Genomic DNA, 13466 nt, shown 5'->3' with positions numbered 1-13466 from the left:
GCCCTGCCGAGCCGGTTGATCACCACGAGTACCGGGATCGCCTAAACCATACGGCAGGTGTGCCGTAGCTCACTCCCCCTCCCCGTCTTTGCACGGCGGTCAGTGCACCGACCGCAGGTGCACCACATCGCCCGCGCCCACCGCCTCGTGCTCGTCGGCGGCGGTACGGATCACCAGGCGGCCTTCGGCGTCGACGGCTTCGGCCGTTCCGGTGAGCGTGCGGCCGCCCGGGAGCTCCGCGCGGACGTGTCGGCCGAGGGTGGTGCAGCCCGCCGCGTAGGTCTCCTGGAGGCCGCTCGACGCGGGGTCGCCACCGGCCGCGCGCCAGTTCCCGTACCACTGCTCGAGCGACCGCAGTACGGCCCTGAGCAGCGGGTCCCGGTCGGTCACCGTGGCCTTGGCCAGCGTCAGGGAGCCGGCGGCCGGCACCGGCAGCTCGTCCTCGGTCAGGCTGACGTTGAGCCCGATCCCGATCACGACGCCGTCGGCGACGCGCTCGGCGAGGATCCCGCCGGCCTTGCGCTCCTCGCCCTCCACGGTGACCAGCAGGTCGTTGGGCCACTTGAGGCCGGTGTCCACCCCCGCCGCCCGGGAGAGCCCCGTCGCGACGGCCACCCCGGCCAGCAGGGTCAGCCACCCCCACCGCTCCTGCGGCACGGCCCCGCCCGGCTTGAGCAGGACGGAGAAGAACAGCCCGGACCGGGCCGGCGCGACCCAGCTCCGGTCGAGCCGCCCGCGCCCGGCGGTCTGCTCCTCGGCGACGAGCACGGCCCCCTCGGGCAGCTGCGCCGCCCGGGCCGCGAGATCGGAATTGGTCGACCCGGTGGCGGCGACCACCTCCAGGGAGGTCCACAGACCGCCCTCGGTGACGAGGGCCCGCCGCAGGCCCTCGACGTTCAGGGGCGGCCTGTCCAGGCTCGACCAGCGACCGGCGGAAGCTCCAGCTGATGCATCTGATGGCGTCATGCAACCCAATGTAGGTGTGTCAAACGCCGCACTGCCGAGCGCCATGCCCGCCGATACGCTACGCACGAGTAGCCAGCAGTAGTCAATCAATTGACCAGGCAGTTGACACCACACAGGGAGCCGCGACCCCGATGTCACAACCGTCAGAGCCGATCGACATGCACACCACCGCGGGAAAGATCGCGGACCTGCAGCGCCGCATCGACGAAGCCACCCACGCCGGATCCGCGCGTGCCGTGGAGAAGCAGCACGCCAAGGGCAAGCTGACGGCGCGTGAGCGGGTGGCCCTGCTGCTGGACGAGGGTTCCTTCGTCGAGCTGGACGAGTTCGCCCGGCACCGCTCCACGAACTTCGGGCTGGAGAAGACCCGGCCCTATGGCGACGGCGTCGTCACCGGCTACGGCACGGTGGACGGCCGGCCCGTGGCCGTGTTCTCGCAGGACTTCACCGTCTTCGGCGGGGCCCTCGGCGAGACCTACGGCCAGAAGATCATGAAGGTCATGGACTTCGCCCTGAAGACGGGCTGCCCGCTCGTCGGCATCAACGACTCCGGCGGCGCCCGCATCCAGGAGGGCGTCAGCGCGCTGGGCATGTACGGGGAGATCTTCCGCCGGAACGTGCACGCCTCCGGGGTCATCCCGCAGATCAGCCTGATCGTCGGGCCCTGCGCGGGCGGCGCCGTGTACTCGCCCGCCATCACCGACTTCACGGTCATGGTCGACCAGACCTCGCACATGTTCATCACCGGCCCGGACGTCATCAAGACGGTCACCGGCGAGGACGTGGGCTTCGAGGAGCTGGGCGGGGCCCGCACGCACAACAGCACCTCCGGCGTCGCGCACCACATGGCGGGCGACGAGAAGGACGCCATCGAGTACGTGAAGTCGCTCCTCGCGTACCTGCCGTCGAACAACCTCTCCGAGCCGCCCGCCTTCCCGGAGGACGCGGACACCGAGGTCTCCGACACCGACCGCGAGCTCGACGTACTGATCCCGGACAGCGCGAACCAGCCGTACGACATGCACACCGTGATCGAGCACGTGCTCGACGACGCGGAGTTCCTGGAGACGCAGTCGCTGTTCGCGCCGAACATCCTGACCGGCTTCGGCCGGGTCGAGGGCCACCCGGTGGGCATCGTCGCCAACCAGCCGATGCAGTTCGCCGGCTGCCTGGACATCAACGCCTCCGAGAAGGCGGCGCGGTTCGTCCGGACGTGCGACGCCTTCAACATCCCGGTGCTGACGTTCGTGGACGTACCGGGCTTCCTGCCGGGCACGGACCAGGAGTACAACGGAATCATCCGGCGCGGCGCGAAGCTGATCTACGCGTACGCGGAGGCCACCGTGCCGCTGATCACCGTCATCACCCGCAAGGCCTTCGGCGGCGCGTACGACGTCATGGGCTCCAAGCACCTCGGCGCGGACCTGAACCTGGCCTGGCCGACCGCGCAGATCGCCGTCATGGGCGCGCAGGGCGCGGTGAACATCCTGCACCGCCGCACCATCGCGGAGGCGGAGAATGTGGAGGAGACCCGGGCGCGGCTCATCGCCGAGTACGAGGACACGCTGCTGAACCCGTACACGGCCGCCGAGCGCGGTTACATCGACGCGGTGACCATGCCGTCCGAGACCCGGGCGCACGTGGTGAAGGGGCTGCGGCAGCTGCGCACCAAGCGGGAGTCCCTGCCGCCGAAGAAGCACGGCAACATCCCCCTCTAGCCCCTCCAGGAGGTCTCTGTGGTGATCAAGGTCGTCAAGGGCAATCCGACCGCGGAGGAGCTGGCCGCCGCACTGGCGGTGGTCCAAGCGCGCGCGGCGGCGCTGGCTTCGGCGCCGTCGGGCGCGCCCCGGGTGGCGGACGAGTGGTCGGCGCCGGCCCGTGTGGCGCGGCGCCGGCTGCCGCGGCCCGGGCCGCGCGCGTGGGGCCGTACGTACTGGCCCGGCTAGGCCGCTCGCAGCGGAAGGCGCGCACGACGCGGAAGATGACGCGAACGGACGGTGGCGCCTGAGTACCCGTACTCAGGCGCCCCTCCTGTCCCGGGGACAGGATCGGACCATGCTCTGGTCCGATCCTGAGAACGAGCCGCCGAAGGACATGCGCGACGCGCAGGCGATGATCCGGCGGATGACCGTGGTGCTCGCCCTCGCCATGCTCGTGGGGGTGTACGTCCTGGGCGTCGGCCACTTCTGAGAGGGCCCGGCAGGGGTACCCCGTGCCGCCCCTACGATGGCGGGCATGACTGTCGAACCGCGCCCGCTCGTCCTCGCCTCCGCCTCCCCCGCCCGGCTGAACCTGCTGCGGCAGGCCGGGCTCGCCCCGCACGTGATCGTCAGCGGCTTCGACGAGGACGCGCTGGACCACGACGAGCCGGCCGAGCTGGCGCTCGCGCTGGCCGAGGCGAAGGCGGGGGTCGTGGCGGCCCTGGAGGAGGCCGCGGGCGCCCTGGTGATCGGCTGCGACTCCGTGCTGGAGCTGGACGGCGAGGCGCTGGGCAAGCCGGCGGACGCCGCGGAGGCCACGGCCCGCTGGAAGGCGATGCGCGGGCGCGCGGGGATCCTGCGCACCGGGCACTGCGTGATCGACACGGTCAGCGGCCGTCAGGTCTCGGCGACCGCCTCCACTACGGTCCGCTTCGGCGAGCCGACGGACGCGGAGGTCGCCGCGTACGTGGCGAGCGGCGAGCCGCTGCACGTGGCGGGGGCGTTCACGCTGGACGGGCTGTCCGCACCGTTCATCGAGGGCATCGACGGGGACCACGGCAACGTGATCGGGCTGTCGCTGCCGCTGCTGCGCTCCCTGCTGGGCGAACTGGGTGTATCCATCACGGATTTGTGGGCTTGAGCTCCCCGAGCGGCGGCGGGGCGGCCGGGGCATCCTGGGCGCCCGCCCCGCGCGGGGCGGCGTAGAGCGTCAGCGTGAGCACCAGCAGGCACAGGATCAGCATCATCACGACGAAGGCGCCCCAGCCGACGAGGACGACGGAGAGGGTGCCCAGCAGCCCGTGGGTGACGGCGGCGGTGATGAGCACGGCACGGGCGAAGCCGCGGGGTGCGCGGTCGCGGACCGCCGTCAGGGCGCAGAGCACGGCACACAGCACGAGGAAGGCGCCCATGCCCGCCCCGAGCCCGTAGGTTGCCTTGGACATGACATCCGGATCGCTGCCCGCGATCGACATCGACTGGTTCGCGGTGGTCGCGCCCAGCACGATGTGGACGAACACGAGTACGGCCGCTTCCGCGACAAGTACGATCGCGGCCAGTCCGGCCACGAGTCTTCGCAGCACGTTGCCCCCACCCCCCACGCGTCACAAGCCTGTTCGACGCCTGGAGGCTACTAACGGGTAAACGTGCGGACAAGGGGTGCGGGCCGCTTCGTTACGGGAGGGGCCGCGCACAGCGATCCGGCCAAGAAGCAGTGGGCCGTTCGTAGGGACTCGACAAAGAATCACCCGGGGCCGCTGACCGGCATGACAGAGACCCGGGCTGTAATACGGGGTTACTGTGCAGTCGGGGATCCCCCTGACCTGGGGCGCCATAAGGGTTCCCCAGTGGAGCGAGCCTCGAATCACACTCTGTGTGGGCAAGCTCACCACTGGGGAAGGGTCGAAAGGCCGTGTGGGCTGTCCCTAAACTCAGCTTGTTTCAAGGAGGGAGCCATCGTGCGCAAGGTGCTCATCGCCAACCGTGGCGAAATCGCTGTCCGCGTTGCTCGGGCCTGCCGGGACGCCGGGATCGCGAGCGTAGCCGTCTACGCCGATCCGGACCGGGACGCTCTGCACGTCCGCGCGGCAGACGAAGCTTTCGCGTTGGGCGGTGACACCCCGGCCGCCAGCTACCTGGACATCTCCAAAGTCCTCCAGGCCGCAGCCGATTCCGGCGCGGACGCCATCCATCCCGGATACGGCTTCCTCTCCGAGAACGCCGACTTCGCGCAGGCCGTCATCGACGCGGGCCTGACCTGGATCGGCCCGCCGCCGCAGGCCATCCGCGACCTGGGCGACAAGGTCGCCGCCCGGCACATCGCCCAGCGCGCCGGTGCGCCGCTGGTCGCCGGTACGCCGGACCCGGTCTCCGGGGCCGACGAGGTCGTCGCCTTCGCCAAGGAGCACGGCCTGCCCATCGCCATCAAGGCGGCCTTCGGCGGCGGCGGCCGCGGCCTCAAGGTCGCCCGCACCCTCGAAGAGGTGCCGGAGCTCTACGACTCCGCAGTCCGCGAGGCCGTCGCCGCCTTCGGCCGCGGCGAGTGCTTCGTCGAGCGCTACCTCGACAAGCCGCGGCACGTGGAGACCCAGTGCCTCGCCGACAGCCACGGCAACGTGGTCGTCGTCTCCACCCGTGACTGCTCCCTGCAGCGCCGCCACCAGAAGCTGGTCGAGGAGGCCCCCGCGCCGTTCCTCACCGAGGCGCAGAACGCGGAGCTGTACGCCGCCTCCAAGGCGATCCTGAAGGAAGCCGGCTACGTCGGCGCCGGTACGGTCGAGTTCCTGGTCGCCGCCGACGGCCTCATCTCCTTCCTCGAGGTCAACACCCGCCTCCAGGTCGAGCACCCGGTCACCGAAGAGGTCGCCGGCATCGACCTGGTCCGCGAGATGTTCCGCATCGCCGACGGCGAGGAGCTCGGCTACGGGGACCCCGTCCTGCGCGGCCACTCCTTCGAGTTCCGCATCAACGGCGAGGACCCGGGCCGCGGCTTCCTGCCGGCCCCCGGCACGGTCACGAAGTTCGCCCCGCCGACCGGTCCCGGCGTCCGCCTCGACGCGGGCGTGGAGTCCGGCTCGGTCATCGGCCCGGCCTGGGACTCCCTCCTCGCCAAGCTGATCGTCACCGGCGCCACCCGCGAGCAGGCGCTGCAGCGCGCCGCCCGCGCGCTCGCCGAGTTCGAGATCGAGGGCATGGCCACCGCCGTCCCGTTCCACCGCGCTGTGGTCGCCGACCCGGCCTTCGCCCCCGCGGAGGGACCCTTCACGGTCCACACCCGCTGGATCGAGACCGAGTTCGTCAACGAGATCCCGGCGTTCACGGCCCCGGCCGCGGAGGACACCGAGGACGAGCCGGGCCGCGAGACGGTGGTCGTCGAGGTCGGCGGCAAGCGCCTCGAGGTCTCGCTGCCGTCGTCCCTGGGCATGACCCTGGCCCGCACGGCCGCCGCCGGCGGCGCCAAGCCCAAGCGGCGCGCGGCCAAGAAGTCCGGCCCGGCCGCCTCCGGCGACACCCTCGCCTCGCCGATGCAGGGCACGATCGTCAAGGTCGCGGTCGAGGAGGGCCAGCGCGTCGAGGAGGGCGAGCTGATCGTCGTACTCGAGGCCATGAAGATGGAGCAGCCGCTCAACGCGCACCGCTCCGGCACGATCGTCGGCCTCGCCGCCGAGGTCGGTGCCTCCGTCACCTCGGGCGCCACCATCTGCGAGATCAAGGACTGACGTCCCAAAAACGCCTGTGGGGCTGGAATGGTGCTGTGCGCCATTCCAGCCCCACAGGCGTTCGGGGCGGCCCCGCAGAGCCTTACCGGCGCCGCATGTCCGCGACGCGGGCCCGCTCCCCGGCCTGCTGCTCCAGCAGCCCGGCAGGCGCACTGCGCAGTTGGGCCGTCGGACCGCCCCGGCGCTGGACCGGGAGGGGGGTGTCGCGGCGGGGGCGGCGGGCGCCCATGCCGTCGGCGCCGCCGGATGCCGCGCCGGCGCCCGCCACCGTGATCTGGACGCCCTGGTCGGCGAGGGCCTGGAGTTCCGTCGCCGCGCGGTCGTCGTGAGGTGGGGGCTCGTCGGTGACCAGGCGGGTCATCACGTCCGTCGGCACCGTCTGGAACATGGTGTCCGTGCCGAGCTTCGTGTGGTCCGCGAGGACGACCACCTCCGCCGCGGCCTGGACGAGCGCCCGGTCGACGCTCGCCGACAGCATGTTGGACGTCGACAGGCCGCGCTCGGCCGTGAGGCCGCTGCCCGACAGGAAGGCCCGGGAGACCCGGAGCCCCTGGAGGGACTGCTCGGCGCCGCTGCCCACGAGGGCGTAGTTGGAGCCGCGCAGGGTGCCGCCCGTCATGACGACTTCGACCCGGTTGGCATGGGCCAGCGCCTGGGCGACCAGGAGGGAGTTGGTCACGACGGTCAGGCCGGGCACCCGGGCGAGCCGGCGGGCCAGCTCCTGGGTCGTGGTGCCCGCACCGACGACGACGGCCTCGCCCTCTTCGACGAGGGAGGCCGCGACATCGGCGATGGCGGTCTTCTCCGCCGTCGCGAGGTGGGACTTTTGCGGAAAGCCGGATTCACGGGTGAAACCGCCCGGCAGCACCGCACCGCCGTGCCGGCGGTCGAGGAGTCCTTCTGCCTCCAGTGCCCGCACGTCCCGCCGTACGGTCACTTCGGAGGTCTGGACGACGCGGGCGAGCTCACGGAGCGAGACCGCTCCGTTGGCCCGCACCATTTCGAGGATCAATTGGCGACGTTCTGCAGCGAACACGAAACTGACAGTAACCCCAACGACCGTCTACTTTCAGCTCCTTGCGCCGGAATACCGAAGTTGTCCATATCGCGGGGCGACTAGTGGTATACGCGGCCCGAGGCCTGGGTGAACATCACGCGACACGGCCCCGTACCGCCCCAACCCCGTTGCCGCACGGGGCGGTTGGGGCAGATCAGCCCTCTCCGCCGGCCTTCCGCGTGTGCAGCTGACGGGCCACCTCGGCGATCGAACCCGACAAGGAGGGGTACACGGTGAACGCGTTTGCGATCTGCTCGACCGTCAGGTTGTTGTCGACCGCGATCGAGATGGGGTGGATCAGCTCGCTCGCGCGCGGGGAGACCACCACACCGCCCACCACGATCCCGGTGCCCGGGCGGCAGAACAGCTTCACGAAGCCGTCCCGGATGCCCTGCATCTTGGCGCGCGGGTTGCGCAGCAGCGGCAGCTTCACCACGCGGGCGTCGATCTTGCCGGCGTCCACATCGGCCTGGGTGTAGCCCACGGTCGCGATCTCGGGGTCGGTGAAGACGTTCGAGGACACCGTCTTGAGGTTCAGCGGGGCCACCGCGTCGCCCAGGAAGTGGTACATCGCGATGCGGCCCTGCATGGCCGCGACGGAGGCCAGCGCGAAGATGCCGGTGACGTCACCCGCGGCGTACACGCCGGGCGCGGACGTGCGCGAGACCTTGTCCGTCCAGATGTGCCCGGAGTCCTTGAGCCGGACCCCGGACTCCTCCAGGTTCATGTCCTTGGTGTTCGGGATCGCGCCGACCGCCATCAGGCAGTGCGTGCCGGTCAGCACCCGGCCGTCCGAGAGCGTGACCTCGACCCGGTCGCCGACGCGCTTGGCGGACTCGGCGCGGGAGCGGCCGATGACGTTCATGCCGCGGCGCCGGAACACGTCCTCCAGGACGGCGGCCGCGTCGGGGTCCTCGCCCGGCAGCACGCGGTCGCGGGAGGAGACCAGCGTGACCCGGGAGCCGAGGGCCTGGTACGCACCGGCGAACTCGGCGCCGGTGACGCCGGAGCCCACCACGATGAGCTCCTCGGGGAGCTCGTCCAGGTCGTAGACCTGGGTCCAGTTCAGGATGCGCTCGCCGTCGGGCTGCGCGTCCGGGATCTCGCGGGGGTGGCCGCCGGTCGCGATCAGCACGGCCTCGGCGGTCAGGATCGTCTCGGTGCCGTCCGCGGCCGTGACGATGACGTCGCGGGTGCCGTCGATGCCCTGCGGGCCGCCCAGTTTGGCGCGGCCCCGTACGACACGGGCCCCGGCGCGGGTGACGGAGGCGGTGATGTCGTGCGACTGGGCGAGGGCGAGGCGCTTGACGCGCCGGTTCACCTTTCCGAGGTCCACGCCGACGACGCGCGCGGCCTGCTCGATGTGCGGGGTGTCGTCCGCGACGACGATGCCGAGCTCCTCGTACGACGAGTCGAAGGTCGTCATGACCTCGGCGGTCGCGATGAGGGTCTTGGAAGGTACGCAGTCGGTCAGGACCGAGGCCCCGCCCAGACCGTCGCAGTCCACGACGGTCACCTCCGCGCCGAGCTGGGCCCCCACCAGGGCCGCCTCATACCCGCCGGGTCCGCCGCCGATGATCACGATCCGGGTCACGAAAAGTCCGCCTCACGTCTACCCGGCCGGCTGCCGCCCCGGCCGGTGTTCCGGGGGGTCTCCCCGGGGGATGCATTCCGTGCCCCATTGTCCCGCACGCTTCAAGGTGCTTCGCGCACGGTCCCGCCATCCGGGACGGCAGCCGCGTGTACGGGGCTCCGGGGACGGCCGGGAGCGCGGCCACCGCCGCCCCTCCCGTACCCTCGACCTCATGTCGCTCTACGCCGCGTACGCCGGCAACCTCGACCCGCGGCTGATGACGCGCCGCGCACCCCATTCGCCGCTGCGCGGCACGGGCTGGATCAACGACTGGCGGCTGACCTTCGGCGGCGAGCAGATGGGCTGGGAGGGCGCGCTCGTGACGATCGTCGAAGCCCCGCGCCACCAGGTCTTCGTCGCCCTGTACGACATCGCGCCGCTCGACGAGGACTCGATGGACCGCTGGGAGGGCGTCGGGCTCGACATCTACCGCCGGATGCGGGTGCGCGTGCACACGCTGGACGGCGAGGAGGCGGCCTGGGTGTACGTCCTCAACGGCTACGAGGGCGGCCTGCCCTCGGCGCGCTACCTGGGCGAGATCGCCGACGCCGCCGAGTCCGCGGGCGCTCCGCACGACTACGTGATGGAGCTCCGCAAGCGGCCCTGCTGAGCGGTTCCGGCGCGGCGGCCGCGCCCGGGGACGATTCGGCGGAAACGACAAGGCAACGATCCGAACACCGTGAGCTGTGCCATCTACGCGCGTAGGCAATGAGCGGTTACGCTCTTCCGCGTGAACGCATCTGTTACCGACCCCTTCGCCGCCGCCGACGCCGCAGCCGCCCGCCTCCGCGAGCTGACCGGCGTGGAATCCCACGATGTCGCCCTCGTCATGGGCTCCGGCTGGGCCCCCGCCGCAGAGGCGCTCGGCGCCCCCGAGGCGGAGTTCCCGGTCACCGATCTGCCCGGCTTCCCGCCGCCCGCCGTCGAGGGCCACGGCGGCAAGATCCGCTCGTACAAGATCGGGGACAAGCGCGCGCTGCTCTTCCTCGGCCGGACCCACTACTACGAGGGCCGCGGCGTCGCCGCCGTCGCCCACGGCGTGCGCACCGCCGTCGCCGCCGGCTGCAAGACCGTCGTCCTCACCAACGGCTGCGGCGGTCTGCGCGAGGGCATGAAGCCCGGCCAGCCGGTCCTGATCAGCGACCACCTCAACCTGACGGCCACCTCGCCGATCGTCGGCGCGAACTTCGTGGACCTCACCGACCTGTACTCGCCGCGCCTGCGGGCGATGTGCAAGGACATCGACGAGACCCTCGAAGAGGGCGTCTACGTGCAGTTCCCCGGCCCGCACTACGAGACCCCGGCCGAGATCAACATGATCCGCGTCATGGGCGCCGACCTGGTCGGCATGTCCACCGTGCTCGAGGCCATCGCCGCCCGTGAGGCCGGCGCCGAGGTGCTGGGCATCTCCCTGGTCACCAACCTGGCGGCGGGCATCTCCGGCGAGCCGCTGAACCACGAAGAGGTGCTCCAGGCCGGCCGTGACTCGGCCGCGCGCATGGGCAAGCTGCTGACCCAGGTCCTCGCCCGCATCTGAGACGGCACAGGCACGGGCACCGGCACCGTACGAGAGACAAGGCGGAAGTAGTGCAGGAACAGGACGACCTGATCACCCGGGCGCAGGCCTGGCTGGCGGAGGACCCGGACCCGGAGACGGCGGCCGAGCTCGCCGCGCTCATCGAGGCGGGCGACACCGCGGAGCTCGCGGACCGGTTCTCCGGCACGCTGCAGTTCGGCACCGCCGGGCTGCGCGGCGAGATCGGCGCGGGCCCGATGCGGATGAACCGCTCCGTGGTCATCCGGGCCGCGGCGGGCCTCGCGGCCTACCTGAAGGCCCAGGGCCACGACGGCGGCCTGGTCGTCGTCGGCTACGACGCGCGCTACAAGTCGGCCGACTTCGCCCGCGACACCGCGGCCGTGATGACCGGCGCCGGGCTGCGTGCGGCCGTCCTGCCCCGACCGCTGCCGACGCCCGTCCTCGCGTACGCCATAAGGCACCTGGGCGCCGTCGCCGGCGTCGAGGTGACCGCGAGCCACAACCCGCCCCGGGACAACGGCTACAAGGTCTACCTCGGCGACGGCTCGCAGATCGTCTCCCCGGCGGACGCCGAGATCGCGGGGCACATCGCCCGCGTCGAGACGCTCGCCTCCGTACCCCGCCCGGCGGACGGCTGGCTGCAGCTCGACGAGGAGGTCCTGGAGGCCTACCTGGCGCGTACGGACTCGGTCCTGACCCCTGGCTCCCCCCGCGGCGTGCGGACCGTCTACACGGCCATGCACGGCGTCGGCAAGGAGGTCGTCATGGCGGCCTTCGCCCGGCACGGCTTCCCCGAGCCGGTGCTCGTCGCCGAGCAGGCGGAGCCGGACCCGGCCTTCCCGACGGTGGCGTTCCCCAACCCGGAGGAGCCGGGCGCGATGGACCTGGCCTTCGCGAAGGCCGCCGAGGTCCGCCCGGACATCGTGATCGCCAACGACCCGGACGCGGACCGCTGCGCGGTGGCGGTTCCCGACAACGGCGGCTGGCGGATGCTGCGCGGCGACGAGGTCGGCGCGCTGCTCGCGGCCCACCTGGTGCACAAGGGCGCGCAGGGCGTCTTCGCGGAGTCCATCGTCTCCTCCAGCCTCCTGGGCCGGATCGCGGAGGCGGCGGGCGTCGGCTACGAGGAGACCCTGACGGGCTTCAAGTGGATCGCCCGCGTGCAGGGCCTGCGCTACGGGTACGAGGAGGCGCTCGGCTACTGCGTGGACCCCGAGGGCGTCCGCGACAAGGACGGCGTGACCGCCGCGCTGCTCGTGGCCGAGCTGGCCTCGGAGCTCAAGGAGCAGGGCCGTACCCTGACCGACCTGCTGGACGACCTGGCGATGGCCCACGGCCTGCACGCCACCGACCAGCTGTCGGTCCGCGTCTCGGACCTGTCGGTCATCGCCTCGGCGATGGCGGCACTGCGGGCGGAGCCGCCGGTGTCCCTGGCGGGGCTGCGGGTGGTCTCTGCTGAGGACCTGGCGCGGGGCACGGAGTCGCTCCCGCCGACGGACGGCCTGCGGTACTACCTGGACGGCGCGTACAAGGCCCGTGTGATCGTGCGGCCGTCGGGCACGGAGCCGAAGCTGAAGTGCTACCTGGAGGTCGTGGTCCCGGTGGCCGAGGCCTCCGACCTCGCGCCGGCCCGCGCGCGCGGCCAGGAGATCCTGGACGCGATCAAGAAGGACCTCGCGGCAGCCGCCGGCATCTGATCCGTCCGGCGCCGCACTCCGTCCCCCGGCCCCCCGAGCTCCGGCTCGGGGGGCCTTCGGCTGTCTGCATGCGCGCGGCGCCTGCGGCGCTCCGAGGGCGCGGTCAACTTTTCCGGGCGCGGGCCGAATCCTTTCGGCGGCCGCCCGCCTCCTATACATGTGCCGACGAACGTCGGCCGGGAAACAGGAGGTCTTCATGATCGTGGGTATCGCCATCGCCGCCGGCGCCGTGCTGCTCTGCACGTGCAGCTACTTCGTCCTGCGCAAGCGGAAGCAAGCCCGTGGCTGACCCGTCCTGGCCCGGTGAGCAGCTGATCGTCGCCGCCCAGCGCGGCGACGTCGATTCGATCACCGCACTGGTGTCGGGTTCGCACCCGAACGTCCAGCGGTTCGCCCGCTCGCTGTGCGCCACGCCCGAGGACGCCGAGGACGCGGCCCAGGAAGCCCTGATCATCCTCTATCGCAAGATCGGGATGCTCCGGGCGTCCGGCGCGCTGGCGTCGTGGATGTTCCGCATCGTCCGCAACGAGTGCCTGCGGCGCGCGCGGGCGGTGCGGGTCGGCGCAGCGCTGCCGGATACCGCCGTGCGCTCGGCCGAGGACGTGGTTCTGGAGCGCATCGAGGCGGGCAGGGTGGCGGCCGCCGTCGCCGCTCTGCCGGCCGAGCAGCGCCGCGTACTGATCATGCGGGACATCCAGGGCCACAGCGGGCGCATGGTCGCCGAGGCGCTCGGCCTCAGTACCGCCGCGATGAAATCGCGTCTGCACCGCGCCCGCACCGCGGTGCAGCAGTCCCTCCGTGCCACGCCCGAACCTGCGTCTGGAGATGCCCATGAGGACCCCCCGGGCCGACGGCCCTGACTTCGCGAGTTCTTCCCTGCCCCGCCACCTGGTGCGGGGCGTGGTCGGCTTCGGCAGCCTGATCGGCTCGGTCGCGCTCATCCCGGCCGCCGGCCCGGTCAGCCTGCTGCTCCTGCCGGTCGGCGTGCTGGCCCTGCGCGGCTGCCCGATGTGCTGGGCCGTCGGCCTGGTGCAGACCGTCTCGCGGGGCCGCCTGCAGCGCACCTGCGAGGACGGCCGGTGCACGCTGGCCGTCGCGGACCGGGACCACGAAGAGCGGACGGCCGGACCGGTCCCGCGGTAGCAGGGGCTCCGGCC

15 protein-coding genes are annotated in these 13466 nt (G+C 72.0%); 11 read left to right on the top strand and 4 right to left on the bottom strand.

All coding sequences use genetic code 11. The features are described 5' to 3' along the window. Positions 1–99: 99 nt before the first annotated feature. A complete protein-coding gene (locus tag ACIPUC_RS27750) occupies positions 100–966 on the bottom strand; it encodes a biotin--[acetyl-CoA-carboxylase] ligase (RefSeq protein ID WP_446592947.1) in 867 nt (288 codons plus the stop codon). Positions 967–1097: 131 nt separating this feature from the next. On the opposite strand from ACIPUC_RS27750, the gene ACIPUC_RS27745 reads away from it, so the two are divergent. From ACIPUC_RS27745 to ACIPUC_RS27730, 4 genes are all read left to right on the top strand, one after another. After that, positions 1098–2684, top strand: coding sequence for an acyl-CoA carboxylase subunit beta (locus ACIPUC_RS27745; RefSeq protein WP_446592945.1), 1587 nt, complete (start codon positions 1098–1100; stop codon positions 2682–2684). 18 nt (positions 2685–2702) lie between these two features. Then, a complete protein-coding gene (locus ACIPUC_RS27740; protein ID WP_446592943.1) occupies positions 2703–2912 on the top strand; it encodes an acyl-CoA carboxylase epsilon subunit in 210 nt (69 codons plus the stop codon). A gap of 109 nt (positions 2913–3021) precedes the next feature. Further along, positions 3022–3156, top strand: a complete 135-nt coding sequence (gene mmpB / locus ACIPUC_RS27735) for a morphogenic membrane protein MmpB (RefSeq protein ID WP_279628689.1) — start codon at positions 3022–3024, stop codon at positions 3154–3156. 45 nt (positions 3157–3201) lie between these two features. Then, positions 3202–3807, top strand: a complete 606-nt coding sequence (locus tag ACIPUC_RS27730; RefSeq protein WP_446592942.1) for a nucleoside triphosphate pyrophosphatase — start codon at positions 3202–3204, stop codon at positions 3805–3807. Here ACIPUC_RS27730 and ACIPUC_RS27725 read toward each other — a convergent pair. After that, positions 3788–4249: a hypothetical protein gene (locus tag ACIPUC_RS27725; RefSeq protein WP_446592940.1), complete on the bottom strand. Its 462-nt coding sequence runs from the start codon at positions 4247–4249 to the stop codon at positions 3788–3790. The genes ACIPUC_RS27730 and ACIPUC_RS27725 overlap by 20 nt on opposite strands. A gap of 375 nt (positions 4250–4624) precedes the next feature. On the opposite strand from ACIPUC_RS27725, the gene ACIPUC_RS27720 reads away from it, so the two are divergent. Continuing rightward, on the top strand, positions 4625–6385 hold the full coding sequence (locus ACIPUC_RS27720) for an acetyl/propionyl/methylcrotonyl-CoA carboxylase subunit alpha (RefSeq protein ID WP_446592938.1): 1761 nt from the start codon (positions 4625–4627) through the stop codon (positions 6383–6385). Between the two features lie 82 nt (positions 6386–6467). Here ACIPUC_RS27720 and ACIPUC_RS27715 read toward each other — a convergent pair whose 3' ends face one another. Beyond that, a complete protein-coding gene (locus ACIPUC_RS27715; RefSeq protein ID WP_446593065.1) occupies positions 6468–7385 on the bottom strand; it encodes a DeoR/GlpR family DNA-binding transcription regulator in 918 nt (305 codons plus the stop codon). Positions 7386–7596: 211 nt separating this feature from the next. Next, complete coding sequence (locus tag ACIPUC_RS27710; RefSeq protein ID WP_446592936.1) at positions 7597–9036, bottom strand: NAD(P)H-quinone dehydrogenase; 1440 nt, start codon at positions 9034–9036, stop codon at positions 7597–7599. 211 nt (positions 9037–9247) lie between these two features. Between ACIPUC_RS27710 and ACIPUC_RS27705 the strand changes: the two genes are divergently transcribed. The 6 genes from ACIPUC_RS27705 to ACIPUC_RS27680 all read left to right on the top strand — a co-directional run bounded on the left by ACIPUC_RS27705 (position 9248) and on the right by ACIPUC_RS27680 (position 13452). Continuing rightward, a complete protein-coding gene (locus tag ACIPUC_RS27705) occupies positions 9248–9685 on the top strand; it encodes a gamma-glutamylcyclotransferase (protein WP_446592934.1) in 438 nt (145 codons plus the stop codon). A 120-nt stretch (positions 9686–9805) separates the two neighbouring features. Next, positions 9806–10612 (top strand): purine-nucleoside phosphorylase, encoded by an 807-nt coding sequence (locus tag ACIPUC_RS27700; RefSeq protein ID WP_446592932.1) that lies wholly within the window; start codon positions 9806–9808, stop codon positions 10610–10612. A gap of 50 nt (positions 10613–10662) precedes the next feature. Further along, complete coding sequence (locus tag ACIPUC_RS27695) at positions 10663–12309, top strand: phospho-sugar mutase (protein WP_446592930.1); 1647 nt, start codon at positions 10663–10665, stop codon at positions 12307–12309. A 196-nt stretch (positions 12310–12505) separates the two neighbouring features. Continuing rightward, complete coding sequence (locus ACIPUC_RS27690) at positions 12506–12598, top strand: LPXTG cell wall anchor domain-containing protein (protein WP_355114858.1); 93 nt, start codon at positions 12506–12508, stop codon at positions 12596–12598. Then, complete coding sequence (locus ACIPUC_RS27685) at positions 12591–13169, top strand: RNA polymerase sigma factor (protein WP_446592929.1); 579 nt, start codon at positions 12591–12593, stop codon at positions 13167–13169. The genes ACIPUC_RS27690 and ACIPUC_RS27685 overlap by 8 nt, the downstream gene beginning before the upstream one ends. Next, positions 13141–13452: a hypothetical protein gene (locus tag ACIPUC_RS27680; protein ID WP_446592927.1), complete on the top strand. Its 312-nt coding sequence runs from the start codon at positions 13141–13143 to the stop codon at positions 13450–13452. Before ACIPUC_RS27685 ends, ACIPUC_RS27680 begins: the two co-directional genes overlap by 29 nt. Positions 13453–13466 lie beyond the last annotated feature (14 nt).

Source organism: Streptomyces sp. LARHCF249 (assembly GCF_052871255.1).
This window is presented reverse-complemented; position numbering and strand designations above follow the sequence as displayed.